Consider the following 26,824-nt stretch of genomic DNA (forward strand, 5'->3'; position numbering starts at 1 on the left):
TCCCGAAAGTGGCTTTCGCGGCACCGGCACCCCATCGCCGCGCCCGGCCGGATCGCGTTTAGCGGGCTAAACGCGATCCGCAAGCACCCTCGCGCCCCGGCCGACCCGCGTTTAGCGGGCTAAACGCGATCCCCTCCCGATCGCCCGACTCCGCGTGAAGGCCCCCTTCCCTCGGCTGAGCCGAGGGAAGGGGGCCTTCACGGACTTCCCGGAGCCGACCCACCGGCCGAGTCCGTCAAACCGTCAAGAAACCACCAGCGCGTAGTCCGCATCGGTCGCCGAAGTCTCCGGGTGACCGTCGGCGTTCACCTGCGTCGCCACGACCTCCACCGTCCAGGTACCCGCGGCCGGCTTCTCCAGGATGACGTTCTCCACCGTGTCGACCGTGTTCGGCGACCCGCCCGCGGTCGAGAAGTTGCCCGCCTTCAGCCCGTTGTTGCCGTAGTAGACGGTCCCGTTCGGCGCGGTGACCTTCAGGGTCAGGTCGTTGACCCTCGCGACCGACGCGCTCGGCGAACCCGCCGGGTCGGTGTAGGCCAGCGTCGCCTTGAACTGCTTGGTCCCGTTCACCGCGACCGTGTACTTCTTCGACTGCCCGGTGCCCAGCAGGTCGGTCTCGTTCACCAGCACCGGCAGCTTCCACCCGTTCGCCTTGGCCTGGTCGTGCAGGTACCGCACGTTCGCGGTGCCCCAGCCCTGGTGCGTCCTGGTCATGTCGTGCGCCGTGCCGCTGAACGCGAACTGGTCGGCCCCGTTGACCAGCAGCGCCTTCGCGGTCGCCGCGTGCGGGCGGCTCGTGAAGACGTCGCGGGCCTTGCCGGGGCCGCCGTCGAACACGCCGTCGGCCCACATCTGGAACAGCAACCCGGCGTTCCCGCAGGTGATCGGGGTCGCGCCGCTCGTGCCGCCGAACGAAGTCGTGTACGAGGTGTCACTGCTCGAAGACGTGGTGTCGATCCGGTCGTAGTAGTTCGACAGTTCCGGTTTGATCCGCCCGTCGGCGGCAGGGCCGATGCTGGCGCCACCGCTCCACTTGTCGTCGGTGCGGCCAAGCGTGTTGTAGTGGTACTGCCCGCCCACCGAGAGCACGTTCTTCGACCAGGCCTGCGGCCGCGACTGCTGGGTGCCCGCGTTGCTCTGCGACTGGCAGATCAGCAGGTCGTGGTCGAAGACGATCTTGTCGAGCTCGGCCGAGACGGAGTTGTAGGCCGTGGTCAGCCCGCCGCCCCAGCTGTTGCTCTGGAACACCGCGCGGTACTTGCCCGCCGGGTCGACCAGTTCCTTGGTGTGGGCGTAGCGGTCCGGCTTGTTGTAGGTGGCGAAGATCCCCTGCGCCTCGGGCAGCAGGCCACGCTGCGGCGCGCTCACGCCCGACGCGAAGATCTGGCCGTAGGTCGAGGTCCCGTGGCTGGTGCTGGTGGAGTTCGAGCCGTGCATCACCGTCGGCCGCGCCTTGAACTCCTGGTGCGTGACGCGTAGCCCGCCGTCCATCACCTCGCCGCGGACGCCCTGACCGCGGTAGCCGCCGACACTCTCGATGTAGTTCGCGCCCCCGCTCTCCCTGGCGTTGGCCATGTCGGTTTCGGGGGCGGTGATCGCGCCGACCGCGAGCACCTCCGCCCCCTGCGCCACGGCGGCGGCCTGCCCGGAGCCGAGTTTCGCGACGATGTGCTGCCCACTCTGCGAAATCGCCTCGATACCGCCGCCGAGCCGCAGGATCCGCTCGGCCACAGCGCGCTGGTCCCGCGCGTCCGGCTCGACCAGTGTCACCAGATGGCTGCCGGTGGCGGCCGTCGACATCTCCATCTTGTCGTCCGGCCGGTATTCGCCGAGCCAGCGGACGAAAGCCAATCCCGCCACCGATTCGCGGTTCTCCGGCTTCAGCCGGACCACGTAGGCGAAATCGGGAATGTAGGTCCCGATCCGCACGCCGAGTGAACGCAATTTCCCGCGCTGCGCGTCGGTCAGCGCGCTTCGGACCTGTAGCAGGTACGCGCCCTTCCAGTCCTGGCTCGCCGCCGTGCGCTGGCTCAGCGGATCGAACGTCCTGCTGGCCAGACGGATGAACTGGGGGTCTTCGGCGGCAGGGGCGGCGACGGCCGCCCCGCTCGTCAGTAGCATCGCGCCGACTAAGGGCGCGAGGAAGCGGACAGACTTCGGCCGTGGCATGAAATACCTCCGGGGAGCTCTGCAGGGGAGAGGTCTTTCGAAGGTACCGGCCGAAAAGCGTGATGATCAGCCGCTGAACGGCCCAGCCGTTTTCCGGTATTGCGGGAAATGGAGCATAAACGGTTAAAAACCGATTCAGGAGATCTCGTCGATCGCCCCGCTGAACCGCGTCAGCCGATCACGTTCCTCTATGTCGAGCCGCCGGGTACTGCCTTCGGGCAGGGTGCACGCGACCCAGATGGTGCGGCAGCGCGCGTACACCGCCCGATCGTCGCGCAGTCTGCTGTTCACCACGACGTCGCAGGTACCGATCCGGCCGACCACGGTCTCCACCTCGACCGGGTGGTCGCGGAACGTCAGCCTGCGCAGGTAGCTGACGTTGTGCTTCGCGATCAGGTACGCCGGTCCCTTGGCCTGGAAAAGGTGCTCACGCCGCGGGTCGAGCAGCGCGGTCTGGGCTTCCTGGAAGTACTCCAGCAGCCGCACGTTCCCGACGTGGCCGAGACAGTCCAGGTCGGCGACACGCAGGCGATGGCGGTGGAGGTGGATTTCGGGAGCGGGACGCGCACTGGTCGTCCCCAGCGGATGTGCGTGCACGAAGTGGATCTTCAACGATCGCGCGGTGTTCCGGCCGCGCGGCGCAACGGACACCGGCCCGGTTCACTCCATCAGGGCTTCAGAGAGCTCCCGGATCGCGGCCGTCTCGGCGGTGTGGATGTCCCGGATCAGATCGCCCATCGTGCCGAAGAGTTCACGGGCTTCGCCATCGGTGAACGGTGTTTCGTCGTTGTAGTGTGCGCGCAGTTTCCACATTTCGGCACCGGCCGCCGCGGCGGCGTCGTGCCCCGCGTCGCCGTCCCGGACACCCGCCGACACCGCGCTCACCAGCCCGCGCACCCAGGCGAACTCCGCGTTCGACGCCGGGACGGCTGTCTCGGCCAGTTCGGCCCAGCGTTCGCCGATGCCGCGCCACGTCTCCGCCTGTTCGGCCAGTGCCGGCAGTTCGAGCAGACCCGCGGCTTCGGTGAGCGCATCGGCGAACAGCCCTCGCAGGTGCCCGCCCTCCATCCCGGCGGGGGTGACGCTCTCCCAGACGTTGAACAGCGCCCCGACCAGCCCGCGCCGTTCACCGAACGCGCGCGGCCAGCCCTTCGGGTCACGTTCGTCGGTCATCGCCTTCGCCCAGCGCCCCCAGGCGGGCAGCGAGAACGACTTCGACGGCGCCGAGAGGTTCCGGACGCAGTCCGTCAGCCCGTCGCGCACGGCCTTCCGCCAGTCGGGGACCTCGCCGGGCTGAGGCGTCGCGAGCAGGTTCTTGTACGAGCCGACCCGGCCGCGCGCGGCGTCGAACGTCTTCCGATCGACCGTCAGCGGGGCGAGGTTCCGGTCGTCGACCAGCACCCGGCCGTCCTCTTCGCCGTACGCGACGACGAAGTGGCCGCCACCGCCGGACATCTCCGGCGGCAGGTGCCAGTAGCCGAGCGACTCGCGGTCCGGGAGGACGATCACCGGCCGCCCCGCTTCGAGATCGGTGGTGAGCCGTTTGGCGGCGGCGCGTTTGCCGCCGGTGGTGTGGAGATCGAGGCCGAGCCCGAGACGGTCCACTGTGGACTTTAGCCATTCCTGCGGGTACTGCCAGCGCGCGCGGAAACCGAACACGATCGTCGACGTCGTTTCGTGCGCGAAATCCCACAGGATGTAGCCTGCCCCGATCCCGCCGGACACGGCGAAGACCAGCGCTTCGCCGGGCGCCTTCCCGTCCGGCCCTTCGACGCCGTGATGCGCCAGTACGGCGGCCACGGCCGAGACGTCCGGTTGCAGCCCGCCGCGCAATTCGTACTCGCTCACCCCGCCATCATGCCCGCTCCGGCGTCAGAAGTCCCGGATGAGGGAAACCCTGCCGCGCAACGGATCCGCGACGTACACCGTCCTGGTTCGCTGGTCGATCGCGACGGCGCCGGGGTTCACGCCGAGTGACAGGTCGCCGGTGAGCAGGCTCGTCCTGCCGTCGATCCTGGCGAGTCCGTTCGGTCCGCCGTTGGCGTAGACGGTGTTCGATCCTTCGTGGACCGCGAGCGCCGAAGATTCCGAGCGCAGCAGCACGGTCGCCTTCTCCTTGCGCGCGCCCGTGTCCACGATGGACAGATGGTGGATCGCCGAATTCGCGACGAACACGGTCCCGGAGGCGCTGTGCACGGCGACCCCGGTCGGTGACTTGCCGACCGGGATCCCGCCGGTGAACCTGCCCGCGCCGATGTCGAAGACCTCGAGCGAGTCGGTGGCCGTGCTGGTGCAGTACGCGAGCTTGCGCCCGCTGTCGACCGCCGTCGACGACAACCCCCGCGTGGGGCCGGGGACGAGGTCCAGCAGACGGCAGCCGACGCCGTCGATGACGGCCAGCGTCCCGGTGAGGGCGCTGGCCGCGTAGATGCGGTTCGCCTGCTCGTCGACGTCGACACTGGACGCGCCGGGGCCGGCGGGCACCACGCTGACGACGTCGTTGGTCCGCCCGTCCAGGACGAGGACGGTCCCGCCGGGCGGGTTCGCGACGAAGACCCTGTTCGTCACGGTGTCGACGGCCAGCCCGGCCGGTTCGCCGCCGACCGGGATCACGTCGCCGATCGTGCCGGACCGCGAGTCGAGGACGACGATCGTGCCGGTGGACGGGTCGGAGACGTACGCGAAACCGGTGACGGAATTCACCGCGACCGCCTCCGGGGTGCCTCCGACCTCGACGAGAAGTACTTTTTCGGCTCGGGCCGCCGGCGCGAAGGCGACCGCGGAGGCGCCGGCCGCGGCCAGGGTGAGCAGGGCTCGGCGGCTCAGTTCGGGTCCTCGCACAGGCGCCTCCCGATGATCGTTCCGAGGTTCGACGATAACCCGCGAGCCGGGCACGCGAAGGAACTTCGCGTCCCCCGATCGCGTTGTTTCCGATGAGTAACCCCACCCCGGAGAAAGGAAGGAGCAGGACGCCGTGCACAAACACCAGAACGGGCTCAAGACCGTCGTCCTGCTCGGCCTGCTGTCCGCGCTCATCGTCGGGATCAGCGGTTTCTTCGGGCGGGGCGCCCTGGTCATCGGGCTGGTGGTGGCGCTCGGGGTCAACGCGTACGCGTACTTCAACTCCGGCAAGCTGGCGCTGCGGGCCATGCACGCCCGTCCGATTTCGGAGGCCGAGCACCCGGCGATGTACCGGATCGTGCGGGAGCTGGCCACCACCGCGCGGCAGCCGATGCCGCGGCTCTACGTCAGCCCCACGCAGGCGCCGAACGCCTTCGCCACCGGCCGCAGCCCCCGGCACGCGGCGGTGTGCTGCACCACCGGCATCCTCGACCTGCTCGACGAGCGCGAACTGCGGGCGGTGCTCGGGCACGAGCTGTCCCATGTCTACAACCGCGACATCCTGATCTCGTGCGTCGCGGGCGCGCTGGCGAGCGTGATCAGCGTGATCGCCAACATCGCGATGTTCACCAGCGTCTTCGGCGGCGGCAACCGCGAGGACGGCGACAGTCCGCTGGTCGGGCTGCTCCTGGTCGTGATCGGGCCGATTGCGGCAGCGGTGGTGAAGCTCGGGGTGAGCCGCTCGCGGGAGTTCCAGGCCGACGCGTCGGGCGCGGAGCTCACCGGAGACCCGCTCGGCCTGGCGTCGGCGCTGCGGAAGCTCGACGAAGGGACGCGCGCGGCGCCGCTCGTGCCGGAGCCGAAGCTGGTCTCGCAGTCGCACCTGATGATCGCGAACCCGTTCCGGCCGGGCGGCGGCCTCACGAAGCTCTTCGCGACCCACCCGCCCATGGCCGAACGCATCCGGCGCCTGGAAGAGATGGCGCGCCACCCCCACTGACCAGCCGGATCGCCGTTTAGCCCGCTAAACGCAGGTCGCCCGCCGGATCGCGTTTAGCCCGCTAAACGCAGGTCGCCCGCCGGATCGCGTTTAGCCCGCTAAACGCAGGTCGCCCGCCGGATCGCGTTTAGCCCGCTAAACGCAGGTCGCCCGCCGGATCGCGTTTAGCCCGCTAAACGCAGGTCGCCCGCCGGATCGCGATTAGCCCGCTAAACGCAGGTCGGCCCGGATGTCCCACCCCGTGGGAGCGGGAATCGGGGGACGAGGGCGCGAGTTCCCCGGGCATGGGTTCCGCACAGCAGTTGCACCTCGGGGTCGCGCTCGACGGGGCCGGCCGGCATCCGGCCGCCTGGCGGGTCTCCGACGTCCGCCCGGCCGCCTTGTTCACCGCCGCCCACTACCTAGCCCACGCGAAGCTCGCCGAAGCGGCTTCGCTCGACTTCGTCACCCTCGACGACACCCTCGCGCTCCAGCCCGGCGGCGAGGAGGTCGTCCGCGGCCGGCTCGACGCCCTGCTGACCTTCGCCGCGATAGCTCCGCTGACCAGCCGAATCGGCCTGGTCCCGACGGTCACCACCACGCACACCGAGCCGTTCCACATCTCGACGGCCGTCGCATCGCTCGACTTCGCGAGCCGCGGCCGCGCAGGCGTCCTCGCGGTGCCTTCGCGCACCGAAGCCGAGGCCGCGCACTTCGGCAGGCGCGCCCTCCCGTCCGAGGCCGACGCCGAAGCGGAGAACGCCGAGGTCGTCGACGTCATGGCACGCCTCTGGGACAGCTGGGAGGACGACGCGATCATCCGCGACGAGCCGACCGGCCGCTTCATCGACCGCGAGAAGCTCCATTACGTCGACTTCGAGGGCCGCTTTTTCAGCATCAAGGGACCTTCGATCACGCCGCGCCCACCGCAGGGCCACCCCGTCGTCGCGGTGTACGGCGACTCGCCGTACGCGCACGGCGCCGACGTCGTCCTGATCGACGAGCCCCGCGAGCGTTTCCCGGACGCCAAGCTCCTGACGGGCCTGTCGATCGTGCTCGCCGAGACCGAGCAGGCCGCCCTCGACCGCCGCCGGACGCTGGAGACCTACGCGCCTTTCCCGCCCGGCCTGAGTTTCACCGGTACTCCAGCCGACCTCGCCACCGAACTGCCCCGCCTGGCGGCGGCCAACGGTCTCGACGGCTTCCACATCCTGCCCGCGGTCCTGCCCGACGATCTGGCGCTCTTCACCGCCGAGACCGTCCCCGCGCTACAGGCCGCGGGCGCGTTCCGGCGGACCTACACCGGCACCACCCTGCGCGACCATCTCGGCCTCGGGGTCGCCGCCAACCAGTACGCGGAGGCGTGACAGATGCCCAAGCAGGTCAAACTCGCCGCACACTTCCCGGGCGTCAACAACACGACCGTGTGGAGCGACCCGCGTTCGGGTAGCCAAATCGACTTTTCGTCCTTCGAACATCTCGCGCGCACGGCCGAGCGGGGCAAGTTCGACTTCCTCTTCCTCGCCGAGGGCCTGCGCCTGCGCGAACACGCGGGCAAGATCCTCGACTCGGACGTCGTCGGGCGGCCGAACACCACCACCGTGCTGGCCGCGCTGTCGGCGGTCACCACCAGGCTCGGGCTCGCGGGCACGCTGTCGTCGACCTTCAACGAGCCTTACGAGGTCGCGCGGCAGGTCGCGAGCATCGACCATCTCTCCGGCGGCCGCGCCGCCTGGAACGTCGTCACCTCACCGGACGCGTGGACGGGACAGAACTTCCGCCGCGGTGGCTTCCTGAAACGCGAGGACCGCTACCGCCGCGCGGAGGAATTCCTCGCCACCGTGCGCGAGCTCTGGGACAGCTGGGCGCCCGACGCGCTGGTGGGGGACAAGGAGAACGGCGTCTTCGCCCGCGGCATCGAGCGCTTCGTCCACAGTGGACCGCAGTTCGACATCCGCGGTGAGTTCACCGTGCCGAGGACCCCGCAGGGGCAGCCGATCGTCATCCAGGCGGGCGATTCCGACGAAGGCAGGGAGTTCGCCGCCAAGACCGCCGATGTCATCTTCAGCCGCCACGGTTCACTGGAAAGCGGCAAGGAGTTCTTCGCCGACGTCAAGCGGCGGCTACCCGCCTACGGCCGCGAGCCCGGCGAACTGCTGATCATGCCCGCGGCGACCTTCGTTCTCGGCGACACCGAGGAGGAGGCGCACGAGTACGCTCGCGAAATCCGCTACCAGCAGGTACGCCCGGCGACCGCGATCCAGTTTCTCGAACAGATCTGGAGTCGCGACCTCTCCGCCTACGACGCCGACGGCCCGCTCCCCGAGATCGACCCGGACCCCGACGCCGAGCCGCTGACCTGGGGCCGCGTCCGGCACGAGAAGGATCCTCTCGCCGTGGCCGCGAAATGGCGGGCGATCGCGGAGGAGAAGAAGCTCTCCATCCGCGAACTCGTCATCGAGGTGACCGCGCGCCAGCAGTTCGTCGGCACCGCCCGGCAGGTCGCGGAGTCGATCGACGAGTACGTCCAGAACGACGCCGCCGACGGGTTCGTGCTCGTACCGCATCTGACCCCGGGTGGGCTGGACGCGTTCGTCGACGACGTCGTGCCGCGGCTGCAGGAACGGGGTGTCTTCCGGACCGACTACACCGGCGACACCCTGCGCGAGCACCTGTTCAGCCGGTAGCACCCTGCGTGCGCGCGACGTTCATCAGATATTCGCCGTAGCCGGACTTCGCCAGCTTCGCGCCGAGCGCGTAGCACTGCTCCGCGTCGATGAAGCCCATACGCAGCGCGACTTCTTCGAGACAGGCGATCCGGACACCCGTCCGGTGTTCGAGGACCTGCACGAACTGGCCCGCCTCCAGCAGCGAGTCGTGCGTACCGGTGTCGAGCCAGGCGAACCCGCGGCCGAGGTCGATCAGGGTCGCGCGGTCTTGGCGCAGGTACGTGAGGTTGACGTCCGTGATCTCCAGCTCCCCGCGTGGCGAGGGCTTGAGGGCACGGGCGATCTCGACGACCTGGTTGTCGTAGAAGTACAGGCCGGTGATGGCCTTGTTCGACTTCGGCTTCTCGGGTTTCTCCTCGATGGAGAGGAGCTTGCCGTCGGCGTCGATCTCGCCGACGCCGTACCGCTGCGGGTCCTTGACCGGGTAGCCGAACAGCACGCAGCCGTCGAGCGAGGTCGCCGCGGCCTGCAATCTGCTGGAGAACCCCTGGCCGTAGAAGATGTTGTCGCCGAGCACGAGCGCGACGTCGTCGTCGCCGATGAAGTCCGCGCCGATGACGAACGCCTCGGCCAGCCCGTTCGGAGCGGCCTGCTCGGCGTAGCTGAAACTGAGCCCGAACTGGCTGCCGTCGCCGAGCAACCGCCGGAAATGCGGCAGGTCGACGGGGGTCGAGATGATCAGGATCTCGCGGATCCCGGCGAACATCAGCACCGAGATCGGGTAGTAGATCATCGGTTTGTCGTAGACCGGTAGCAGCTGTTTCGATATCGCCTGGGTGATGGGATGCAGACGCGTCCCACTGCCCCCCGCCAGCACGATGCCCTTCATGCGATGCCCCCGCTTCGTAGCCGATCGCTCGGGACCTCACACTACCGGGTGGCTCAGAACGCCGGGCCCTTCGCGAAGTACGCCTTGCAGCCGGCGTTGTTCTCGGTGGAGATCTGCAACACGTTCTTGCCGCCGTCGACCGGCAGCAGCGTCGAGCTGTAGTTGGGGCAGAAGTTGTCGTGGATCCCGGTGATGTGAACCGGCGCCGGAAGTTCGTACCAGTGCCCGGCGCCGAAGTTGTCGTTGGCCAGCAGCACCTTGCCGTTCTTGCTCTGCGGCACCCCGGCGGCGTTGGTGTAGATCTGCCCGACCATCACCAGCCGCACGCCGTTCGGGCCGCCGGGGAACAACGTGATCGTCTGGGCGTGCTGGAAGTAGTTGCCGTTCGCGGTGGTGACGCGGGTACCGGGGTCGAGGGGGTCGCCCCAGTTGGCGCCGTCGGAGGAGATCTTGAAGTACGGGTCGCAGAAGCGGTCGCGGTAGTTGCAGATCTCGTAGGCCAGGTAGTACCGGCGGTCGGGGAGGCGGCGGATGATCGGCATCCCCGGCCGCACCCGATGCGGCGGGATGGCCATCGTGCGCTGCTTGGTGCCCCAGTTCACCCCGTCGGTGGAAGCTACCCGGTTCATCACCTGCGCGTGCTGCGGCGCCTCGGTCTCGTCGGCGTAGTGCAGCCACAGCGTGCCGCCCGCGTCGACGACGAACTCCGGCTCCCAGATGCCGTCGTGGTTGTGCGAACGCGCAGCCTCGGACAGGAAGCCCCATGTGCGGCCGGCGTCGCGGCTGGACCAGATCCGGATGCCGATGCGCCGCTCCGGACCGGCGTTCTGCCGGTAGCTCGCGGCCCACAGCAGGGTGCCCGCGCGGAGCCTGCCGACCCGTTGCGGCAGTTCGTACAGCGTTCCGCAGCACATGCCGCGGCGGCCGTCGCGGTCGCGGATCTCGCCGATCTTGTGGAAGCTCTGGCCCTCGTCGGTGCTCTCCATGATCGGGGTGAACTTGCCGTTCGCGTCCTCGCTGGTCAGCGACGCGATGATACGGCCGCGGCCGATCGGGGAGTGCTCCAGCCGGATGAGCCGCGGGTACGAGCCGTAGCCCGGAACGAGCTGCTGGCGCTCGGCGGCCTGCGCGGGGGTGAACAGGGACGCGATCACCGTGAGTGACAGCGCGAAGGCTAGTGCGGAGCTGAAACGGCGCTTCATCGTGACCTTCCTCGAACGCGATCGCCGGATTACAACACGGGCTTTTGTCCCTTTCGGACTCCCGCGAAGGCGTTTGCGACGGAAACCCACTTCCGAGTGGCCTGAATCGCTCGGCCGAGTGGTCTGGTAACGCTGGGCTATCGGCCGGCGAAGATCCGTTGACGGTTCGACTAGGGGGAAACACGTGATCGGGCGCTTGTGCGCGGCTGTGCTGCTGACCGTGGGCCTGGTGGCCTGCTCGTCGCCGAATCTGGGCCGTGTCGTCCCGCAGGCGGCCGCCCCGGAAGGGCTGGCACCCTCGCCGGCCCCCACGACCAAGCCGAGCCCCGGTCCTCAGCCGGAGGAGAAGCACTCGGGTAAGGGGAACGCGTCGGTCCCCATGGCCTGGCCGGCGCGCCTCGGCTTCGTGACCTTCGACTGTCCGAAGTGCTCCGGCCACGTCGCGGTGAACACCGAGAACGAGCTGATCGTGAACGACGTCGGCCCGTACAAGGGCACGCAGTGGATCAACGACATGCCCGGCCGCCAGGCGAAGACCTTCACCATCAAGGCAAACGCCGCCTGGACCCTGACCATCACCGACGAAAGCGGCCTGCCCGCCCTGGAACCGGGCAAGCCCCTGTCGGGCAAGAGCGAAGCGGTGTTCGCCGTGCCCGACGCCGTCACGTCGGTCGCCGTCGCCACCAAGAACAGCGGGCGCACCGCGGTGTGGGTGCACAGCGGCGACTACTCGGAACTTCCGGTGAACCAGCTCGGCGACTACACGGGCAGCGTGCCCGTGTCCGGCCCGGCCTTCGTCTCGGTGGAAGGCGACGGGAGCTGGACGGTCACCGCGTCCTAGACATGACGAAGGCCACCTTCCGCGGAAGGTGGCCTTGTCGTCGCCGTGCTCAGCGGTAGTTCGTGAACTGCAGCGCGATCTCGAAGTCCTTGCCCTTCAGCAAGGCGATCACGTCCTGCAGCTGGTCCTTCTTCTTGCCGGACACGCGCAGCTGGTCGCCCTGGATCTGCGCCTGGACCCCCTTGGGGCCCTCGTCGCGGATGAACTTGGCGATCTGCTTCGCCTTGTCCGACGCGATCCCCTGGAGGATCTTGCCGCCGATCTTGTAGATCTTGCCGGACAGGGCCGGCTCGCCCGCCTCGAAGGCCTTCAGGGAGATGCCTCGCTTGATCAGCTTCTCCTTGAACACCTCGACCGCCGCCAGCGCCCGCTCCTCGGTCTCGGACTCGATCGCGATCGCCTCCTCGCCGGACCAGTCGATCTTGGTCCCGGTACCCCGGAAGTCGAACCGTGTACCGAGTTCCTTGCTGGCCTGGTTCAGGGCGTTGTCCACCTCCTGGCGATCGACCTTGCTCACCACGTCGAAAGAGGGATCCGCCACGTGTTCTCACACCTCGTACTCGCTTGTCAGGAGCTTCCACCCTAGCCCTGTGGAACCCGGTTGACCGGCCCGCCACGGCATTGGGTATTCTTTCGTCTCGGCCGGGGACACCCGGCCACGGCGAGTTGCCCGAGCGGCCAAAGGGATCTGACTGTAAATCAGACGGCACTGCCTTCGGGGGTTCGAATCCCTCACTCGCCACACAGGAGCGGCCCCGTGACCCAGTCACGGGGCCGCTCCTTTTTCGTGTGTTCCGGTCTTTAGTTAGTGGTTAGTAACTAGTAACTTGAGGGCATGGCTGGACGGATGAGCGGACCCGAGCGACGTGCCCAGGTGCTGGCCATCGCCGCGGAGGAGTTCGCGGAGCACGGGCTGCACGGGGCGTCGACGGAGGCGATCGCGAAGACGGCGGGGATCACGCAGGCGTACGTCTTCCGGATGTTCGGGACGAAGAAGGCCCTGTTCCTCGAACTGGTCCAGGCCGCGTTCGAGCGGCTCAGCGACGCGATGCGGGACGCGGGCGCGGGCGAGACCGGGCTGAAGGCGCTCTCGGCGATGGGCGCACAGTATTTCGACCTGCTGACCGACCGGACCGGGTTGTTGCTGCAGCTTCAGGGCTTCGCCGCGTGCGGCGACCCGGAAGTGCGGGACGTGGTGCGGTCGTGTTTCGCGCGGATGTGGGACACCACCGAGAACGGCACCGGACTCGACCCGGTGACCGTGAAGACGTTCCTCGCCTTCGGGATGCTGCTGAACGCCGGCGCCGCGATGGACGTCGAGCAGGTCGACGAGCTCTGGGCCGAGGGGGTTCGCACCCGGATCCAGCCGGGTCTGTTCACGCACGTCACCACCGAGACGAACCGATGAGCGCCCCCGTCCGGCGGGACGGGCGACTGAGCGCCGCGCTCGTGTGCACGGCGTTGGCGGGCGCCGTGATCGGCAGCGTCGGCGCGCCGCTGATCACCCCGGTCGCCACGGGACTGCACGTATCCCTCGACGCGGCACAGTGGACGTTGACGGTGACGCTGTTCAGCGGCGCGATCGCGGGACCGGTCCTTGGCAGGCTCGGCGGCGGCCCGTACCGCCGCACCACGATCCTGATCACCCTGGCCATGGTCACGACGGGCGGGTTGCTGACGGTGCTTCCGCTTCCGTACGTGGCGTTGCTGATCGGACGTGGCTTACAGGGGCTCGGGGTCGCGGCCGGGGCACTGTTGATGAGCGTCGCCCGCGCGCACCTGCCGCCCGAGCGCTCGACCTCGACGATCGCCGCGCTGTCGGTCGCGTCGACCGTCGGCATCGGGGTCGGCTACCCGGTGGTCAGCCTCCTCGATCAGCTCGCGGGACTGCGCGTCGCGTACGGGTTCGGATTCCTCCTCTCGACTGTCGCCTTCCTCATCGCCTGGCGGATGCTGCCTGCCGAGGCGCCCGGCGAGCCGCCACGGATCGATGTCCGCGGCGCGCTGCTTCTCGCGCTCGGCACACTCGGGGTTCTCCTGGTCATTGCCGTGCCCTCCGTGTGGTCGACCGTGTGGCTCGCCGGTGGTCTGCTCGCCGGTACCGCCGCGGTCCTGGCCGCGTGGGCCTTCGTCGAACTGCGCACCACGGAGCCGCTGGTGGACCTTCGGCTGCTCGGCCGAGGACCCGTCTTCCGTGCGAACCTGGCGATTCTCGTGGCCGGGGCGGGTCTGTACCTGCTGTTCAGTCTCTTCACCCGCTACGTGCAGACACCCGCGGACGCCCCGTACGGATTCGCGCTGCCCGGTGTCGCCGCGGGCGCGGCGTTGATCCCGTTCTCCCTGCTCGGATTCGTTGCGGGGAAAGCGGTTCCGCGTATGGACGAGCGGTGGACGTACCTGGTTTCGACCGTGATCGCGGTCGCGGGCGCGCTGGTGTTCGCCGTCGGAAGTCAGTCGTTCGTTCTCGTCCTCCTGTCTATCGCCCTGCTCGGGTTCGCCGTCGGCGGCATCTTCGCGGTGATGCCCAGACTCGTGCTCGTCGGTGTGCCGCAAGGGGAAACGGCCAGCGTGCTCTCGATCAACCAGATCGCGCGCAGTATCGGCATGGCCGTGGGCAGCGCCCTCGCCGGGTTGCTGCTCGCCGCGGCCACCCCGGACGGCGCCCTCCTCCCCACCCGCAACGGCTATCTCACAACGGCATTGTGGGCACTGCCCCTGCTCGCCGTCGGCGCGATCATCATCTTCACGGACGGGCGCGTTCCCACACGGACACGTGCTTCGTACTCTCGGCGGTGAACTCCGAACGGTCCCAGTCCGCCCAGCGGTACTTCAGGCGCATCCCGGCGATGCGCGCCATGAGGTCCATTTCAGCCGGCCACGCGTACCGGAAGGGAATGCGGCGGAAGCGCCCCTGCCCATCCGGCGACACCGTGACATGGTTCGAAGTGAACTCCTGCGTAACGACGTTGTACTGGTCGAACCCGACGTAACCGCTCTCCATCGCGAACGGCACGATGTCCTGCCCGGGCGGCAAGCGGCGCAGATCCGGCAAGCCGACCTCGACGACGAACAGCCCGCCCGGCCGCAGGTGCGCGGCCGCGTTGCGGAAGACGTCGACCTGACCGTCCTGCGTGGTCACGTTGCCGATCGTGTTGTACACCAGGTAAACCAGCGAGAATTCGCCCTCCACTCGTGTCTTCGTCATGTCGCCGATCGTGACCTCTACGGCGTCACCGCCCGGCTTGTTCATGATTCGGTCCGCCATCGCGCGGCTCAGTTCGATACCGCTCACCGGCACACCGCGCGCCGCGAGCGGGATCGCGATCCTTCCGGTCCCGACGGCGAACTCGAACACCGGACCGTCGGCCAGGTCTTCGAGGACGTCCACCGCCGGCGTCACCACTTCGGGCGCGTTCGCGCCGCCCGGCTCGTCATAGCCCGCGGCCACACTCTCGGGGAACCAGCCGTCCGCCGGGTCGTCTCCCGTATCCGTCTCACTGATCACGGCCGCCGACGCTACGCCCGCGACCGTGCGCTCCTCATCCCGTTTTCGGTGGCGTCAGCTCGACGCGGCCCGATAACGCAGCAGCACGATGCCCGACGCGAACGTCCGCTCCTCCACCAGCCGAAGCTTCGGGACGCCGGTGGCACCCTCGAACAACCGGCGGCCTTCCCCGGCCACGACGGGATAGACGAACAGCCGGTACTCGTCGACGAGGCCCTCGGCGATGAGTGCCCGCACCAGCGAGATGCTGCCGGTCGTCACGATGTCCTTGCCTTCGGCGGCCTTCAGGTTCTCGATCTCGGAACGCAGCTCACCGGAGAGCACCGTCGTGTTCCGCCACTCCGGCTCGGTCAGCGTCCGCGAGACCACGTATTTGTCCACTGAGTCGAGATAGGCCGAAATCCCAGTCGTGTCGTCGGTTTGCTTCGGCCAATATCCGCGCATGTCTTCGAAGGTGACGCGTCCGAGGAGGAACGCGTCGGCGTTCTCACGTTGTTCTTCGAGCACGGCCAGGACGTCCGACCGGTCCACGTCCGGATCGGTGTCGCCCGGACTGAACCAGTCACCCGCCAGTTCGATCACGCCGTCGATCGTGCAGTTCTCCGTGACGATCAGCTCACGCATGGACCAGACCGTACCGCCGCCCACCGACAAAAACGGCGCGTCACGCCTCGCCGTGCACCGCTCGCCTCGACGGATACCACGTCTCGCCGGCGGGTTCGCCCGCCATGTTCCAGCTCCACGACACCTTCGGCGTCACGCGCGCGTAGATGCCCGGTCCGACCATGCCGACCCGTTCGATCGGATCGGCGGCCTCGCCGTAGACGCGGATACCGCAGGCGATGAACGGGTCGAACGAGACCGTGTCGTCGATGACCAGTGCCACTTTGCGCCGTCCTGCCCGGATGTTGCGGAACTTCCGGGTCGCGAGAACCGAAGCGCCCACTCCACCGACCCAGAAATGCGTGCCGTCGAACTCGAACGCCAGCGGGACGACATCGGGCTGCTCGCCGTCCTCGGAGAGGGTCGCGAAGCGGGCCAAAGGCTGCGAGCGCAGGTACGCGATCTCCTCGTCGGTAAAGGTCATGACGCCATCATCCGGGCGCGGTTGAGGACCAGCATGTCGGTGACGAAGCAGACCGGCGTGCCGTCGGCCGCCCGGCCGATCCACGTCGGGTAGCTGCCGTCGCCCCAGCCGGTGGTGAACGCGATGATGTTGCCTTCGGCTCCGTCCGGAGTGACGTCGATGTACGGGTCCACCTCCTCGAACTTCTCCAAAAGGTCGTCGCTCATCTCCTCGGGGAGGGCGGCCGCGTCGGCGAAGCAGCCCGTGCCGCTGTCCACGCCGTAGCCGTAGAACTCCCCGTCCCCCAGGAAAAGCGCGTTCTGTCCGGGCCAGAGCGCGGTTTCCCAGGTGACGACGGGCTCGTCGGCGACGACGAGTTTGGCGGCCGCGACCCGTTCGTGGGCGGGTTCGTCGACGAACCGGATCACGGAGATTTCGACCCGGTGTTCACCGGGCGGCACGGTGACCGTGAAGTACTCCGCGTCGGCGTCCAGGAACGCCGGGTCCGCCGCGACGAGTCTGCCGCTGGGCATGCGGAGCTTGCCGGCGTCCCGGAGCTCGACCTCGACGAGGCCGTGGTCGCCGCTCAGCGAGAAGCGCGTGCCCGAGGTGAACATCTCGTCCATGCCGGAAGGGCGCAGCGGAACGGACGGCCGCCAGGGACGTTCGTCGGCGGGCAGCGGCGGATCGGCATCGGGAGAATCCGGTGTCTGGAGGGTCAGCGGCCCCGAATTCGCGAGAGGCTCCCAGTCGCCGAAGGCGGGCTTCGGCATGGCCAGCTCCGACACCTGCTTACTCACCTGACCGCTGCTGGAGCCGCCGCCGTAACCCTGGGGCGCCTGATGCATCCAGCCCTTACCATCCGGGCCGAAGGACATCTCCAGATGGCCGGCGCTCTTCTTGTCGAACTCTTCCTGATCTTCGAACCGGTAGGTCCACTGCTCGATCTTCATGAGGAAGAGCGAGCCGTCCTCCAGCACCCGGAACTCGAAGAAACCTCTGCGCCTGCCCAGTTCATCGAACTGCACCGTGCGGGCGAAGCAGTGCTTCCACGCGATTTCGAGCAGAACCAGCGGCATTCCGGTGCCAGGGCGCATCAGGGCGACGGCGTACTGCTCTCCGGCGGCGTCGCGCCCGCGCGCTGTGCCGGAGGAGAGCCTCCCGATCACCGCGCGGGCGGCCGGATCCCAGCCTTCGCAATAGACGACGTCCAGCAAGGTCCCCTCAGACATGCAGCGGAACCTAGCGGGAACCCCCGACAAAGCCCAGGGCTATTCGCGGATCGCGTAGTCCCCGAAGGCCGGTTCCAGCAACTCGAAAGCCCGTTGGGTCGCCTTCGTCAGCGCGGCGGCGATTTCTTCGTTGCTTTCGCCGGCGTGCGAGCGCCGGAGGACCTCGCGGAAGAGGACGCGGTCGATCGCGTTGAGCTCGGCGGCGGCCATGACCGGGGTGACGTCGTCCGCGTCGGCTCCGGTCTCGCTCGCGAGCAGTTCGGCGAGCGCCGCTTCCCGCAGTTCGTGCAGTTCACGCAGCCGGGCGGTCAGGGTCGGGCTCTCCAGGACCATTTTGGCGAAGACCGGCCCGGTGAAGCCGATCACGGGCGAGTGCTCGGCCACCGCGTCCAGGAAGGTGCGCCGTAGCGCGGCCAGCGCCGACTCACCCGGCTTCCGGTCCCGGACGGCGTTCGCCAGCCCGTTCGTGAACTCCTCGTGCTGGTCGAGTGCCAGGTCCTCCTTGCGTGCGAAGTAGTTCGTGACGGTCTTCTTCGCGACTCTCGCCGCCGCGGCGATCTCGGCGATCGTGGTCTCCTCGAAGCCCTTCTCGATGAAGAGCAGCGTCGCCTGGTCGGAGATCAGCTGTCGTGTCTCCTGCTTCTTGAGCTCCCGCAAACCCACATCCGTGCTGGTCATGCGCGAAGTTTACCACCGTCGTAAAAATATCCTTGACTTACGGTGCGACGGATGTAAACTTACGTCCGTACTACCGAACAGCGAGAGAAGAGGCTCCTTGACCGCTCGAATCCCCCAAGGCAACGAAGGCACCAACCGCGCCCAGGTCCGCCGGAACGACCGCCGCCACCAGCAGCCGTTCCCGGGCCGCTCGATGCCGGTGCGCCGCTCGACCGGCGTCCCGCGCCGCCGGTCGTACTGACCGGCCCGCTTCTCCGGAAACCCACCCGCCGACCCGAAGGGGATAGCCCATGAACGTCCTTGCCTCCACCGTCTCGCTGACCGTCGACGACGTCGCCGCATCCAGCCGTTTCTTCACCGAGCACTTCGGTTTCACCGAGCAGATGGCCGCGGAGGGTTTCGTCTCCCTCGGGCATGAGACCGCGAAGATGACCATCGTCCTGCTTCAGGCGGGAATCGAGGTCCTGCCGGAGAACCTGCGGCAGCAGCGCGCGTCCGGTGTGATCGTGGCCTTCACGGTCGAGAACCTCGAAGCCGAGGAGAAGCGCCTGCGCGACGAAGGTGTCGAGATCACGTTGCCGCTGCGGGAAGAGCCATGGGGAGAGCGCCTCCTCATGGTCACCGACCCGAACGGCGTGCCCGTGGAACTCGTGGAATGGGTGCAGCAGTAGGAAGTTCTCACGGCGGCGCTTGGTCCACAGTGGACCAAGCGCCGCTTTTCGTCGCTACTTCATCGTGGCGAGCTGGATCAGGTTGCCGCAGGTGTCGTCGAAGACGGCGGTGACCACGGGCCCCATGTCGACGGCGTCCTGTGTGAACTCGACGCCCAGGCCCTTGAGCCGGTCGACCTCGGCGTACACGTCGTCGACGGCGAACTGGGTGAACGGGATGCCGTCGTCGGTCAGCGCTTTCTTGAACGGCTTCGCCGCGGGGTGACCGTCCGGTTCCAGCAGCAGTTCGACACCGTCGGGGTTGGCTGGTGAGACCACGGTGAGCCAGCGGGCCTCGCCGGCGGGTACGTCGGTTTTCTTGATGAATCCCAGTTTCTCGGTGTAGAACTCCAGTGCCTTGGCCTGGTCGTCCACGAAGACGCTGGTGATGTTGATCCGGATCACGGGTTGGATTCCTCTCGGTCGATGGGCCACCGCTCGACGATCGACCGCAGCGGGCTCGTGTCGATGTGGTGGAACTTGTAGCGGCCCTGCCGCCGGGTGTGCACCAGGCCCGCCTGTTCGAGCATCGCGAGATGCTGCGAGATGGCCTGCCGTGACGAGGTGAGGCCGTGTTTCATGGTCAGCCTGCCGCAGATCTCGAACAGGGTCTGACCGTCCTTTTCGGTCAGCTCGTCCAGGATGGTGCGTCGCGTCGCGTCGCCGATCGCCTTGAACAGGTCGCCGTCCACGACTCCGTTATAGGCAAGTCGTCACTTGCCTGTCAACTTGGGCTCAGGAACCGAGGTAGCGCAGGACCGCGAGGACTCGGCGGCTGTATCCGGCGGTGCTGGCCAGCCCGAGCTTGTCGAAAATGGCGTTCACGTGCTTCTCGACGGCGCTCAGCGACACGAACAGCGAGCCGGCGATCCCGGCGTTCGTGTGGCCCTGCGCCATTTTCTCCAGTACTTCGCGCTCGCGGACGGTCAGTTTCCCGAGCGGATCGGTATGGGTGGTCCGCGCGAGCAGCCGCCGGACGACCTCCGGATCGAACGCCGCCCCGCCCGCGGCGACACGGTCGAGCGCGTCCAGGAATTCGCCCACTTGGGCGACCCTGTCCTTGAGGAGATAGCCGACGCGTTCGACGTCACCGGTGATCAACTCGGCGGCGTAGCGCTTCTCGACGTACTGCGAGAGCACCAGTACCCCGATCTCCGGCCAGCGGTTCCGGATCTCGAGCGCCGCGCGCAGACCCTCGTCGGTATGGGTCGGCGGCATGCGGACGTCGGTGACGATCACGTCCGGCCGGTAGGCGGCCGTCGTCGAGAGGAGCGCGTCGCCGTCGCCGACCGACGCGACGACATCGTGCCCCTCTTCGACCAGTAGCCGGACCAGCCCCTCTCGCAGGAGCGTCGAATCCTCGGCGAGGATCACTCGCACGGCAGCACCGCCGTCACCACGGTCGGGCCGCCGATGGGACTGTCCACAGTGAACTGCCCGTCCGCGGCCGCGACGCGCCGCGCGAGGCCGGAAAGACCGCCGCCGGACTCCCGCGCCCCACCTGTGCCGTCATCGGTGATCCGCACCCGCACGCTGTCCCCCTCTCGCTCGGCCTCGATGTCGATCCGCGTCGCCGCGGCGTGCTTGATCGTATTGGTGACCGCTTCGGACGCGACGAAGTAGATGACGGTCTCGACGGCCGCCGGTGGTCGTTCCGGCAGGTCGACCCGCAGGTGGACCGGTATCCCCGAGCGTTCCGCGAGTGCTTCGAGCGCGGGATGTAGCCCGTCCGCGTCCAGCGCGATCGGATACACCCGCCACGACACCTCGCGCAGGTCGACGAGGGCGCGCTGGGATTCCTCGTGCGCTTGCCGCAGCAGATCCGACGCGCGGTCCGGGTCGGTGGCCCGCCGTGCCCGGCCGAGCAGCATGCCGAGCGCGACGAGCCGCTGCTGGACGCCGTCGTGCAGGTCCCGCTCGATCCGGCGGCGCTCGCCGTTGACCGCCTCGACCACCTCTGCCCGGCTGGTCGTGAGTTCGGAGAGCCGCCGGCGCAACTGTTCGTTCGTGCTGGGACCGAAAAACCGCCTCGCCAGCCTGGCATCCAGCGTCGCGGCTCCGATCAGTCCTTGCAGGCACAGAAAAACGAGGATCCCGCCGAAGAGGAGAGTGGTGACCGGGTCGTACCAGTCGGCGGGCGCTCCCCCACCGGGGGACTGACCGTCGAGGAGCTGGGCGGCGATGATCAACCCGGATCCACCGCCCAGCAGGACGATGAGGAAGATCGCGGCGCAGAGCAGGCCGATGACGCACCGCGGGACGAGATAGGCCATCGCGCGCCGATCGGTGTAGTCCGCGGCGTTCTCTTCGCCGAAGTACTTCTCCAGTCTCCGTCGTTCCACTTCGGACAGTGTCCGCGCGCCGGCGAAAACAGGTCGCCGCAGCGCGGGGACGGCGAGCGCGATTCCGCCGAAGAGCACGTAGAAGAACTCCGCGACCGCTGTCGTGGCGCCGATCGCCAGGCCCAGCGTGCCGCGGAGACTCTTGCGCAGATAGCGGCGCATCGCTGCCGGGACAGGCATAACGCCAGGTTAGCGGGGTATCCGAAAACGGGTACTGCGGTTTTCCTCAGTGATCTGTGCCGCTTAACCCCAGGGTGCGGAACCCGGGTGATTCGTACGTTCGTTGGCAACTGCAGACGACCACGAAAGGCCGCCATGAACCTCCTGCTCGCCCAAACCGCCAGTGAACCGATGGGAGGACTCGCCGGCTGGGCGGTGTCACTGATGGACGCGCTGGGTGGTCCGGGTGCCGCGATCATCGTCGGCCTGGACAACCTGTTCCCGCCGATCCCCAGTGAGCTGGTGCTCCCGCTCGCCGGGTTCTCCGCCAGCCAGGGCACGTTCACCCTGGTGGAAGCGCTGGTGTGGACGACGTTCGGCTCGGTCGCGGGCGCGATCATCGTGTACTACCTCGGACTGCTGCTTGGCCGCGACCGCACCCGCCGTTGGATGGCGAAGATCCCGCTGGTCAAGACCTCCGACTTCGACAAGACCGAGGCCTGGTTCCAGAAACACGGCACCAAGGCGGTGTTCTTCGGCCGGATGGTGCCGATCTTCCGCAGCCTCATCTCCCTGCCCGCCGGGATCGAGCGCATGCCGTTCTGGCGGTTCCTGGCCCTGACCACGGCGGGCAGCCTGATCTGGAACACGGTGTTCGTGCTGGCCGGCTACGGCCTCGGCGAGAGCTGGCACCTGGTCGAGAAGTACGCCGGGTTCTTCCAGTACTTCGTGATCGCCGCCGTCGCGGTCGCGTTGACGCTCTTCGTGGTGAACAGGCTGCGTGAGAAGAACCGCACCAACGCCTGAGCCGGTGCGGGGCGCCCGGCCGGGCGCCCCGCACGCGGTGTCGGAGCCTGTTGGCGGAGCCGACGTTGGACTCGGAAAAGAGACACGACTGTGTGAACCCGCCCGCCATCGCGGTGGCAGGGCGCCCTTGCCGGTCAACGGGAGAGGGTTGACCAGGTCGCCCTGCCGACGTCGATCGTGGTGCGGGTTCACCACCAGGCACTCAGGACCGGAAGGGGCCGGTCACCTCGTAGGTGATCCCGCCCGAGGACGAACCGGAGGTACCGCGTTGCGACGAGAAGTACAGCCGGTTCCCCGCCGGGGTGAACGCCGGGCCGCAGATCTCCGACGAGCTCTGGCCGTTGATCCGCAGGAACGGCGCCACGATGTCGTTCGGCGTGATGATGCAGATCTCCATGTTGCCGCCGTCTTCGGCGACGAACAGATCACCCGAGGAGGTCCCCGTGACGTTGTCGACGCCGGTCAGCGGGGCCGAGCCGGGGCTGACCAGCGAGTCGTCGTAGGCGAGCTCGTAGGTGTTGTTCGTCAGGTTGAGCTGCCAGACGCGGTTGTCACCCTTGGTGGTGAACCACGCGGTGTCGTTGGCATAGTGCAGTCCTTCGCCGCCGCTGAACCGCTTCGCGCCGGACACCTGGTTGCGGGTGGCGGTGGGGGAGCCGTCGGGGTCGGGCACGTTCGCCCAGGTGAAGCTGCCCGAGGTCGCCGTGCCCGCCTTGAGCACCTGCAATGTCCCGGCGGAAAGATTGCCCCAGGTCGTCGGGACGAAGCGATAGAAACAGCCGTCCGAGGTGTCCTCGGTCAGGTAGACGACCTTGCGCACCGGGTCGGCCGCCGCGGCCTCGTGCTTGAACTTCCCCATCGCGGGCCGCTGGACGGCGGCCGTGGCCGGGCCGTTCGGCTGGCACTCGTAGACGAACCCGAGGTCGATCTCCTCGCAGGAAAGCCAGGTGTTCCAAGGAGTCTTGCCGCCCGCGCAGTTCTGGCGCGTGTTCGAGAGGATGCGATGGGCGCCGGTGATGTTCCCGCTCGCGTCGAATTTGATCGCGCTCGCCCCGCCGCCGGGCGTGATCTCCGAATTCGACACGTAGATCCAGCCGCTGCCGTCGGCGAACACCGCGCCGCCGTCCGGGGCGCTGTGCCAGGTGTACCCGGTGTTCGCGACCTTCTGGCCGGACCGCGCGATCACGCGGCTGGTGAATCCCGCCGGCAGCTGGATCCCGTTCGCGTCGGCCGCCTGCAGCGCGCCGTACGGGCTGGGTCCGTTCTGGGCGGGCGCGGCGAGGGCCGCTCCCGAGAGCCTGTTTCCGAACGCCGTGACACCGGCGCCGACCACGGCCGCGCGCAGGAAATTCCGTCGCTTCACTCATGCCTCCGAGACATCCGCTGATGTGGTGGTGCGGGAAGGAGCGGGTCGGAGAGTACGGGCGGAACGGGACTTCCAGGTGAATTCGCGGCATATTCAGCGCGAGAAGGGAACTTTCGTAGGGAACCCTCGCTCAGCACAATTTCCCGGGCTTTGCGGAGTCCCGGGGCGTCGGCCCCGCCGCGTTGTTCCGCGACGGCCAACGCGAGCAGTATCCGATCGATCGGCGCGTATCCGCCATTGCGGTGGTGACGACGTCCGATCAGGTGACGCCAGTCGGCGAGATACTCGTCGACTTCCGGCTCTCCGGGAACCACCCGGAGTAGGGCGCACAACAGCGCCCGCAGCTGTTTTTCGTTGCTAGGCAAGGTGTTCCGGGCCAGCGTGTCGGCCAAGGTGCTGCGGGACCAGCCGGTCGCGGCGGCCAGCGCGCGGATGCTGAGGCCGCTTCGGTCGCGCAGTTCACGCAGTCGCGCCATGAACTCGGATTCGGTGTTCATCGGTGTGCCCTGGCGGGCACGGGGTGGCGGAGAACGGCGCCGAACAGGGCGATGGCGATGCCCGCGGCGATCGAGGCGCTGGTGCCGGCGAAGGTCAGCGCCGCGGTGAAACCGGCGAGAATGCTCAGACAGACGATCTGACCGGCCGAAACGCACCTGCGCCTCGGCCGCAACGGGGAAAGAATTTCTTGACTCATGACCTTGCCCTCTCAAGGATCACGCACCCCGGCTGGGTGGCACGCAATACACGTTATCAAAACGTGATAGGGAGTTTAAGGCTGAGCAATGTCCGGGTTCGTCCGGATCTCGGAAAGCCGAAAGCCCCGGATCCTTGGCAGGATCCGGGGCTTCAGGGCTCACGTCGTTACGCCGCCTGGGCGACCGGGGCCGTCGCCGGGGCCAGCGCGATGTCCAGCACCTCGCGGACGTTCGCCACGGCGTGGACGTCCAGCTGTGCCAGCACCTCGGCCGGGACGTCGTCCAGGTCGGGCTCGTTGCGCTGCGGGATGATCACCGTCTTCATCCCCGCCCGGTGCGCGGCCAGCAGCTTCTGCTTGACCCCGCCGATCGGCAGGACCCGCCCGGTCAGCGACACCTCACCGGTCATCGCGACGTCCGACTTCACGACCCGGCCCGAAAGCAGGGACGCCAGCGCGGTCGTCATCGTGATGCCGGCGCTCGGCCCGTCCTTGGGCACCGCGCCCGCGGGGACGTGCACGTGGATGCCGCGGTCCTTCAGGTCTCCGACCGGCAGTTCCAGCTCGGCGCCGCGCGAACGCAGGTACGACAACGCGATCTGCACCGACTCCTTCATCACGTCACCCAGCTGGCCGGTCAGCGACAGCCCGGTCGAGCCGGACTCCGGATCCGCCAGCGACGCCTCGATGTAGAGGACGTCACCGCCGGCGCCGGTCACCGCCAGCCCCGTCGCCACGCCCGGGGTCGACGTGCGCTGCGTCGACGCGGGCAGTGAGGACTCCGGCAGGTGCCGCGGACGGCCGAGGTAGGTCTCGAGCCCATCGGCGTCGATCGTCAGCGGCAGCTCGACCTCGTCCAGCGCGACCTTGGTCGCCACCTTCCGCAGAACCTTCGCGATCGTCCGGTTCGCGTTGCGCACCCCGGCTTCCCGCGTGTACTCGGCGGCGATGCGGCTGAACGCGCCGTCGGTCAGCGTGACGTCGTCCTTGCCGAGCCCGGCGCGCTCCAGCTCGCGGGGGAGCAGGTGGTCGCGGGCGATGGTGACCTTCTCGTGCTCGGTGTAGCCGTCGAGGGTGACCAGCTCCATCCGGTCCAGCAGCGGGCCGGGGATGGTCTCGAGCGCGTTCGCCGTCGCCAGGAACACGACGTCGGACAGGTCGAGCTCGACCTCGAGGTAGTGGTCGCGGAAAGTGTGGTTCTGCTCCGGGTCCAGCACCTCCAACAGCGCGGCCGTCGGGTCGCCGCGGTAGTCGGCGCCGACCTTGTCGATCTCGTCGAGCAGCACGACCGGGTTCATCGAGCCCGCTTCCTTGATGGCTCGGACGATCCGGCCGGGCAGCGCGCCGACGTAGGTGCGGCGGTGACCGCGGATCTCGGCCTCGTCGCGGATACCGCCGAGCGCCACGCGGACGAACTTGCGGCCCATCGCCTTCGCCACGGACTCGCCAAGCGACGTCTTGCCGACCCCGGGAGGGCCGGCGAGCGCCAGCACCGCGCCCGAACGACGGCCGCCGACCGGGCCGAGCCCGGACTCCGCGCGACGCTTGCGCACGGCCAGGTACTCGATGATGCGTTCCTTCACGTCGTCGAGACCGGCGTGGTCGGCGTCGAGGATGTCACGCGCGGCGGCGATGTCGTGGACGTCGGTGGTGCGCTCGTTCCACGGCAGTTCGAGGACGGTGTCCAGCCACGTGCGGATCCAGCCGCCCTCGGGGGACTGGTCGGAGGTCCGCTCCAGTTTGTCCACTTCGGACAGTGCGGCCTTCTTGACCGCGTCCGGCAGTTCGGCGGCCTCGACGCGGGCGCGGTAGTCGTCGTCGTTGGCCGTGCCGTCGAGTTCGCCCAGCTCCTTGCGGATCGCTTCGAGCTGGCGGCGCAGCAGGAACTCCTTCTGCTGCTTCTCCATGCCCTCCTGGACGTCCTTGCGGATGGTGTCGGTCACTTCGAGCTCGGCCAGCTGCTCGCGGCTCCATTCGAGGGCCTTCTCCAGCCGGGTGGAGACGTCGAGCGTGGTCAGCAGTTCGAGCTTCTGCTCGGTCTTGAGATAGGACGAGTTGCCCGCGAGGTCGGCGACCGCGGACGGGTCTTCGACCTCCTGGACGGCGTCGATCATCTGCCAGCCGCCACGCTGCTGGAGGATCGCGATGACGACGGACTTGTACTCCGACGCGAGTTTCGCGGCGTTGTCGTCGCTGGTCTCGGTGGCGACCTCGGCGTGCACCCAGCGGGCGGCGCCGGGGCCGTCGGCGATGCGGCCGACGATGGCGCGACGCGTGCCGCGCAGCAGCACCGCGGTCTTGCCGCCGGGCACGCGCCCGATGCGCTCGACGGTCGCGATGGTGCCGAGTTCGGCGTATTCGCCGTGGACGCGGGGGACGATCAGCACTTCGGCCTTGGTGGCGGCGCTGGACCGGATCCCCGGGAAGGAAGCCTGGGCAGGCGTGTTGGCCTGGGCGGACTCCACCGCGGCGCGCGTCTCCGTGTCGGCGAGGTCGAGCGGGACGATCATGCCCGGCAGCACGACGTCGTCATCGAGCGGGAGGACGGGCAGGAGGCGGTTGTCGGTCATCTGTGCACTCCTCGGTTAGTTGAGTCTGTCTAGCTCAACTCTCCGATCGACCCGTTTGTTTCCTCCGCGCGTTCGCCGTCAGCGATCACCCTTCCCTCCGACCTC

29 protein-coding genes and 1 tRNA gene are annotated in these 26,824 nt (G+C 68.3%); 10 read left to right on the forward strand and 20 right to left on the reverse strand.

Features of this window, described 5'->3' with window-relative positions:
* Positions 1–243 precede the first annotated feature (243 nt).
* The 4 genes from ACZ1DY_RS03535 to ACZ1DY_RS03550 form a co-directional block, all read right to left on the reverse strand.
* The gene (locus ACZ1DY_RS03535; RefSeq protein WP_465483602.1) at positions 244–2,121 is read right to left on the reverse strand and encodes a S8 family serine peptidase; all 1,878 of its coding nucleotides are present in this window, start codon (positions 2,119–2,121) and stop codon (positions 244–246) included.
* 183 nt (positions 2,122–2,304) lie between these two features.
* Positions 2,305–2,820 carry an acyl-CoA thioesterase gene (locus tag ACZ1DY_RS03540; protein WP_465483603.1) on the reverse strand — a complete coding sequence of 172 codons (516 nt, stop codon included), beginning with the start codon at positions 2,818–2,820 and terminating at the stop codon, positions 2,305–2,307.
* A gap of 9 nt (positions 2,821–2,829) precedes the next feature.
* Positions 2,830–4,017, reverse strand: coding sequence for a BtrH N-terminal domain-containing protein (locus tag ACZ1DY_RS03545; protein WP_465483604.1), 1,188 nt, complete (start codon positions 4,015–4,017; stop codon positions 2,830–2,832).
* 24 nt (positions 4,018–4,041) lie between these two features.
* Positions 4,042–5,010, reverse strand: coding sequence for a YncE family protein (locus tag ACZ1DY_RS03550; protein WP_465483605.1), 969 nt, complete (start codon positions 5,008–5,010; stop codon positions 4,042–4,044).
* Between the two features lie 133 nt (positions 5,011–5,143).
* Between ACZ1DY_RS03550 and htpX the strand changes: the two genes are divergently transcribed.
* The 3 genes from htpX to ACZ1DY_RS03565 all read left to right on the forward strand — a co-directional run bounded on the left by htpX (position 5,144) and on the right by ACZ1DY_RS03565 (position 8,676).
* Positions 5,144–6,010, forward strand: a complete 867-nt coding sequence (gene htpX, locus ACZ1DY_RS03555; protein WP_257489307.1) for a zinc metalloprotease HtpX — start codon at positions 5,144–5,146, stop codon at positions 6,008–6,010.
* A 284-nt stretch (positions 6,011–6,294) separates the two neighbouring features.
* Entirely contained in the window at positions 6,295–7,356 is a 1,062-nt protein-coding gene (locus tag ACZ1DY_RS03560) for an LLM class flavin-dependent oxidoreductase (RefSeq protein WP_465483606.1), read from the forward strand.
* 3 nt (positions 7,357–7,359) lie between these two features.
* Complete coding sequence (locus tag ACZ1DY_RS03565; protein ID WP_465483607.1) at positions 7,360–8,676, forward strand: NtaA/DmoA family FMN-dependent monooxygenase; 1,317 nt, start codon at positions 7,360–7,362, stop codon at positions 8,674–8,676.
* On the opposite strand, the gene rfbA is transcribed toward ACZ1DY_RS03565, so the two are convergent.
* Both rfbA and ACZ1DY_RS03575 read right to left on the reverse strand, forming a co-directional pair.
* Entirely contained in the window at positions 8,666–9,547 is an 882-nt protein-coding gene (rfbA, locus tag ACZ1DY_RS03570; protein ID WP_192747789.1) for a glucose-1-phosphate thymidylyltransferase RfbA, read from the reverse strand. The genes ACZ1DY_RS03565 and rfbA overlap by 11 nt on opposite strands.
* 53 nt (positions 9,548–9,600) lie before the next feature.
* Positions 9,601–10,749 (reverse strand): sialidase family protein, encoded by a 1,149-nt coding sequence (locus ACZ1DY_RS03575; protein ID WP_465483608.1) that lies wholly within the window; start codon positions 10,747–10,749, stop codon positions 9,601–9,603.
* Positions 10,750–10,933: 184 nt separating this feature from the next.
* Between ACZ1DY_RS03575 and ACZ1DY_RS03580 the strand changes: the two genes are divergently transcribed.
* Positions 10,934–11,590 (forward strand): hypothetical protein, encoded by a 657-nt coding sequence (locus ACZ1DY_RS03580; RefSeq protein WP_465483609.1) that lies wholly within the window; start codon positions 10,934–10,936, stop codon positions 11,588–11,590.
* A 49-nt stretch (positions 11,591–11,639) separates the two neighbouring features.
* On the opposite strand, the gene ACZ1DY_RS03585 is transcribed toward ACZ1DY_RS03580, so the two are convergent.
* Positions 11,640–12,131, reverse strand: a complete 492-nt coding sequence (locus tag ACZ1DY_RS03585) for a YajQ family cyclic di-GMP-binding protein (protein WP_016331028.1) — start codon at positions 12,129–12,131, stop codon at positions 11,640–11,642.
* A 119-nt stretch (positions 12,132–12,250) separates the two neighbouring features.
* Here ACZ1DY_RS03585 and ACZ1DY_RS03590 point away from each other — a divergent pair.
* The 3 genes from ACZ1DY_RS03590 (at position 12,251) to ACZ1DY_RS03600 (ending at position 14,386) form a co-directional block, all read left to right on the forward strand.
* Positions 12,251–12,332, forward strand: a tRNA-Tyr gene (locus tag ACZ1DY_RS03590).
* 93 nt (positions 12,333–12,425) lie between these two features.
* The gene (locus tag ACZ1DY_RS03595; RefSeq protein WP_465483610.1) at positions 12,426–12,998 is read left to right on the forward strand and encodes a TetR/AcrR family transcriptional regulator; all 573 of its coding nucleotides are present in this window, start codon (positions 12,426–12,428) and stop codon (positions 12,996–12,998) included.
* Positions 12,995–14,386: an MFS transporter gene (locus ACZ1DY_RS03600; RefSeq protein ID WP_465483611.1), complete on the forward strand. Its 1,392-nt coding sequence runs from the start codon at positions 12,995–12,997 to the stop codon at positions 14,384–14,386. Before ACZ1DY_RS03595 ends, ACZ1DY_RS03600 begins: the two co-directional genes overlap by 4 nt.
* On the opposite strand, the gene ACZ1DY_RS03605 is transcribed toward ACZ1DY_RS03600, so the two are convergent.
* From ACZ1DY_RS03605 to ACZ1DY_RS03625, 5 genes are read right to left on the reverse strand one after another with little or no spacing between them, the layout of a single operon-like run.
* The gene (locus tag ACZ1DY_RS03605) at positions 14,334–15,095 is read right to left on the reverse strand and encodes a class I SAM-dependent DNA methyltransferase (RefSeq protein ID WP_465483612.1); all 762 of its coding nucleotides are present in this window, start codon (positions 15,093–15,095) and stop codon (positions 14,334–14,336) included. The genes ACZ1DY_RS03600 and ACZ1DY_RS03605 overlap by 53 nt on opposite strands.
* Positions 15,096–15,149: 54 nt before the next feature.
* Positions 15,150–15,719 (reverse strand): dihydrofolate reductase family protein, encoded by a 570-nt coding sequence (locus ACZ1DY_RS03610; RefSeq protein ID WP_257489299.1) that lies wholly within the window; start codon positions 15,717–15,719, stop codon positions 15,150–15,152.
* Between the two features lie 40 nt (positions 15,720–15,759).
* Positions 15,760–16,182 (reverse strand): PPOX class F420-dependent oxidoreductase, encoded by a 423-nt coding sequence (locus ACZ1DY_RS03615; RefSeq protein ID WP_465483613.1) that lies wholly within the window; start codon positions 16,180–16,182, stop codon positions 15,760–15,762.
* A complete protein-coding gene (locus ACZ1DY_RS03620; RefSeq protein ID WP_465483614.1) occupies positions 16,179–17,393 on the reverse strand; it encodes a DUF4241 domain-containing protein in 1,215 nt (404 codons plus the stop codon). Before ACZ1DY_RS03620 ends, ACZ1DY_RS03615 begins: the two co-directional genes overlap by 4 nt.
* Before the next feature lie 39 nt (positions 17,394–17,432).
* Positions 17,433–18,071 (reverse strand): TetR/AcrR family transcriptional regulator, encoded by a 639-nt coding sequence (locus ACZ1DY_RS03625; RefSeq protein ID WP_192747797.1) that lies wholly within the window; start codon positions 18,069–18,071, stop codon positions 17,433–17,435.
* Between the two features lie 97 nt (positions 18,072–18,168).
* Here ACZ1DY_RS03625 and ACZ1DY_RS03630 point away from each other — a divergent pair, with 97 nt between their 5' ends.
* Together ACZ1DY_RS03630 and ACZ1DY_RS03635 are read left to right on the forward strand one after the other, a co-directional pair.
* Positions 18,169–18,312, forward strand: a complete 144-nt coding sequence (locus ACZ1DY_RS03630; RefSeq protein ID WP_240595860.1) for a hypothetical protein — start codon at positions 18,169–18,171, stop codon at positions 18,310–18,312.
* Positions 18,313–18,361: 49 nt separating this feature from the next.
* A complete protein-coding gene (locus tag ACZ1DY_RS03635; protein WP_126733305.1) occupies positions 18,362–18,742 on the forward strand; it encodes a VOC family protein in 381 nt (126 codons plus the stop codon).
* A gap of 54 nt (positions 18,743–18,796) precedes the next feature.
* On the opposite strand, the gene ACZ1DY_RS03640 is transcribed toward ACZ1DY_RS03635, so the two are convergent.
* Genes ACZ1DY_RS03640 through ACZ1DY_RS03655 form a run of 4 tightly spaced genes read right to left on the reverse strand, consistent with a single transcriptional unit; the run spans position 18,797 to position 21,303 of the window.
* Positions 18,797–19,186 carry a VOC family protein gene (locus ACZ1DY_RS03640; RefSeq protein WP_306856048.1) on the reverse strand — a complete coding sequence of 130 codons (390 nt, stop codon included), beginning with the start codon at positions 19,184–19,186 and terminating at the stop codon, positions 18,797–18,799.
* Positions 19,183–19,473 carry an ArsR/SmtB family transcription factor gene (locus ACZ1DY_RS03645; protein WP_465483615.1) on the reverse strand — a complete coding sequence of 97 codons (291 nt, stop codon included), beginning with the start codon at positions 19,471–19,473 and terminating at the stop codon, positions 19,183–19,185. Before ACZ1DY_RS03645 ends, ACZ1DY_RS03640 begins: the two co-directional genes overlap by 4 nt.
* 43 nt (positions 19,474–19,516) lie before the next feature.
* Positions 19,517–20,161 carry a response regulator gene (locus tag ACZ1DY_RS03650; RefSeq protein ID WP_465483616.1) on the reverse strand — a complete coding sequence of 215 codons (645 nt, stop codon included), beginning with the start codon at positions 20,159–20,161 and terminating at the stop codon, positions 19,517–19,519.
* Positions 20,152–21,303 (reverse strand): sensor histidine kinase, encoded by a 1,152-nt coding sequence (locus ACZ1DY_RS03655; RefSeq protein ID WP_465483617.1) that lies wholly within the window; start codon positions 21,301–21,303, stop codon positions 20,152–20,154. The genes ACZ1DY_RS03650 and ACZ1DY_RS03655 overlap by 10 nt, the downstream gene beginning before the upstream one ends.
* 135 nt (positions 21,304–21,438) lie before the next feature.
* Here ACZ1DY_RS03655 and ACZ1DY_RS03660 point away from each other — a divergent pair, with 135 nt between their 5' ends.
* Positions 21,439–22,089: a DedA family protein gene (locus ACZ1DY_RS03660; RefSeq protein WP_257489291.1), complete on the forward strand. Its 651-nt coding sequence runs from the start codon at positions 21,439–21,441 to the stop codon at positions 22,087–22,089.
* Positions 22,090–22,291: 202 nt separating this feature from the next.
* Here ACZ1DY_RS03660 and ACZ1DY_RS03665 read toward each other — a convergent pair whose 3' ends face one another.
* The 4 genes from ACZ1DY_RS03665 to lon form a co-directional block, all read right to left on the reverse strand.
* Positions 22,292–23,452 carry a PhoX family protein gene (locus ACZ1DY_RS03665; RefSeq protein ID WP_257489290.1) on the reverse strand — a complete coding sequence of 387 codons (1,161 nt, stop codon included), beginning with the start codon at positions 23,450–23,452 and terminating at the stop codon, positions 22,292–22,294.
* Positions 23,449–23,952, reverse strand: coding sequence for a helix-turn-helix domain-containing protein (locus ACZ1DY_RS03670; protein ID WP_257489289.1), 504 nt, complete (start codon positions 23,950–23,952; stop codon positions 23,449–23,451). The genes ACZ1DY_RS03665 and ACZ1DY_RS03670 overlap by 4 nt, the downstream gene beginning before the upstream one ends.
* On the reverse strand, positions 23,949–24,149 hold the full coding sequence (locus tag ACZ1DY_RS03675) for a hypothetical protein (RefSeq protein ID WP_465483618.1): 201 nt from the start codon (positions 24,147–24,149) through the stop codon (positions 23,949–23,951). Before ACZ1DY_RS03675 ends, ACZ1DY_RS03670 begins: the two co-directional genes overlap by 4 nt.
* A 167-nt stretch (positions 24,150–24,316) precedes the next feature.
* The gene (lon, locus tag ACZ1DY_RS03680; RefSeq protein ID WP_465483619.1) at positions 24,317–26,719 is read right to left on the reverse strand and encodes an endopeptidase La; all 2,403 of its coding nucleotides are present in this window, start codon (positions 26,717–26,719) and stop codon (positions 24,317–24,319) included.
* Positions 26,720–26,824 lie beyond the last annotated feature (105 nt).

The sequence above is a fragment of the Amycolatopsis sp. PSD-21 genome, from assembly GCF_055561455.1.

Bases quoted from the DNA above. Each gene is read 5' to 3' on its own strand.
- ACZ1DY_RS03535 (WP_465483602.1), bottom strand. From the start codon at position 2,121: ATGCTACTGACGAGCGGGGCGGCCGTCGCCGCCCCTGCCGCCGAAGAC.
- ACZ1DY_RS03560 (WP_465483606.1), top strand. From the start codon at position 6,295: ATGGGTTCCGCACAGCAGTTGCACCTCGGGGTCGCGCTCGACGGGGCC.
- ACZ1DY_RS03565 (WP_465483607.1), top strand. From the start codon at position 7,360: ATGCCCAAGCAGGTCAAACTCGCCGCACACTTCCCGGGCGTCAACAAC.
- rfbA (WP_192747789.1), bottom strand. From the start codon at position 9,547: ATGAAGGGCATCGTGCTGGCGGGGGGCAGTGGGACGCGTCTGCATCCC.
- ACZ1DY_RS03575 (WP_465483608.1), bottom strand. From the start codon at position 10,749: ATGAAGCGCCGTTTCAGCTCCGCACTAGCCTTCGCGCTGTCACTCACG.
- ACZ1DY_RS03595 (WP_465483610.1), top strand. From the start codon at position 12,426: ATGGCTGGACGGATGAGCGGACCCGAGCGACGTGCCCAGGTGCTGGCC.
- ACZ1DY_RS03600 (WP_465483611.1), top strand. From the start codon at position 12,995: ATGAGCGCCCCCGTCCGGCGGGACGGGCGACTGAGCGCCGCGCTCGTG.
- ACZ1DY_RS03610 (WP_257489299.1), bottom strand. From the start codon at position 15,719: ATGCGTGAGCTGATCGTCACGGAGAACTGCACGATCGACGGCGTGATC.
- ACZ1DY_RS03615 (WP_465483613.1), bottom strand. From the start codon at position 16,182: ATGACCTTTACCGACGAGGAGATCGCGTACCTGCGCTCGCAGCCTTTG.
- ACZ1DY_RS03620 (WP_465483614.1), bottom strand. From the start codon at position 17,393: ATGTCTGAGGGGACCTTGCTGGACGTCGTCTATTGCGAAGGCTGGGAT.
- ACZ1DY_RS03625 (WP_192747797.1), bottom strand. From the start codon at position 18,071: ATGACCAGCACGGATGTGGGTTTGCGGGAGCTCAAGAAGCAGGAGACA.
- ACZ1DY_RS03635 (WP_126733305.1), top strand. From the start codon at position 18,362: ATGAACGTCCTTGCCTCCACCGTCTCGCTGACCGTCGACGACGTCGCC.
- ACZ1DY_RS03655 (WP_465483617.1), bottom strand. From the start codon at position 21,303: ATGCCTGTCCCGGCAGCGATGCGCCGCTATCTGCGCAAGAGTCTCCGC.
- ACZ1DY_RS03660 (WP_257489291.1), top strand. From the start codon at position 21,439: ATGAACCTCCTGCTCGCCCAAACCGCCAGTGAACCGATGGGAGGACTC.
- ACZ1DY_RS03670 (WP_257489289.1), bottom strand. From the start codon at position 23,952: ATGAACACCGAATCCGAGTTCATGGCGCGACTGCGTGAACTGCGCGAC.
- ACZ1DY_RS03675 (WP_465483618.1), bottom strand. From the start codon at position 24,149: ATGAGTCAAGAAATTCTTTCCCCGTTGCGGCCGAGGCGCAGGTGCGTT.
- lon (WP_465483619.1), bottom strand. From the start codon at position 26,719: ATGACCGACAACCGCCTCCTGCCCGTCCTCCCGCTCGATGACGACGTC.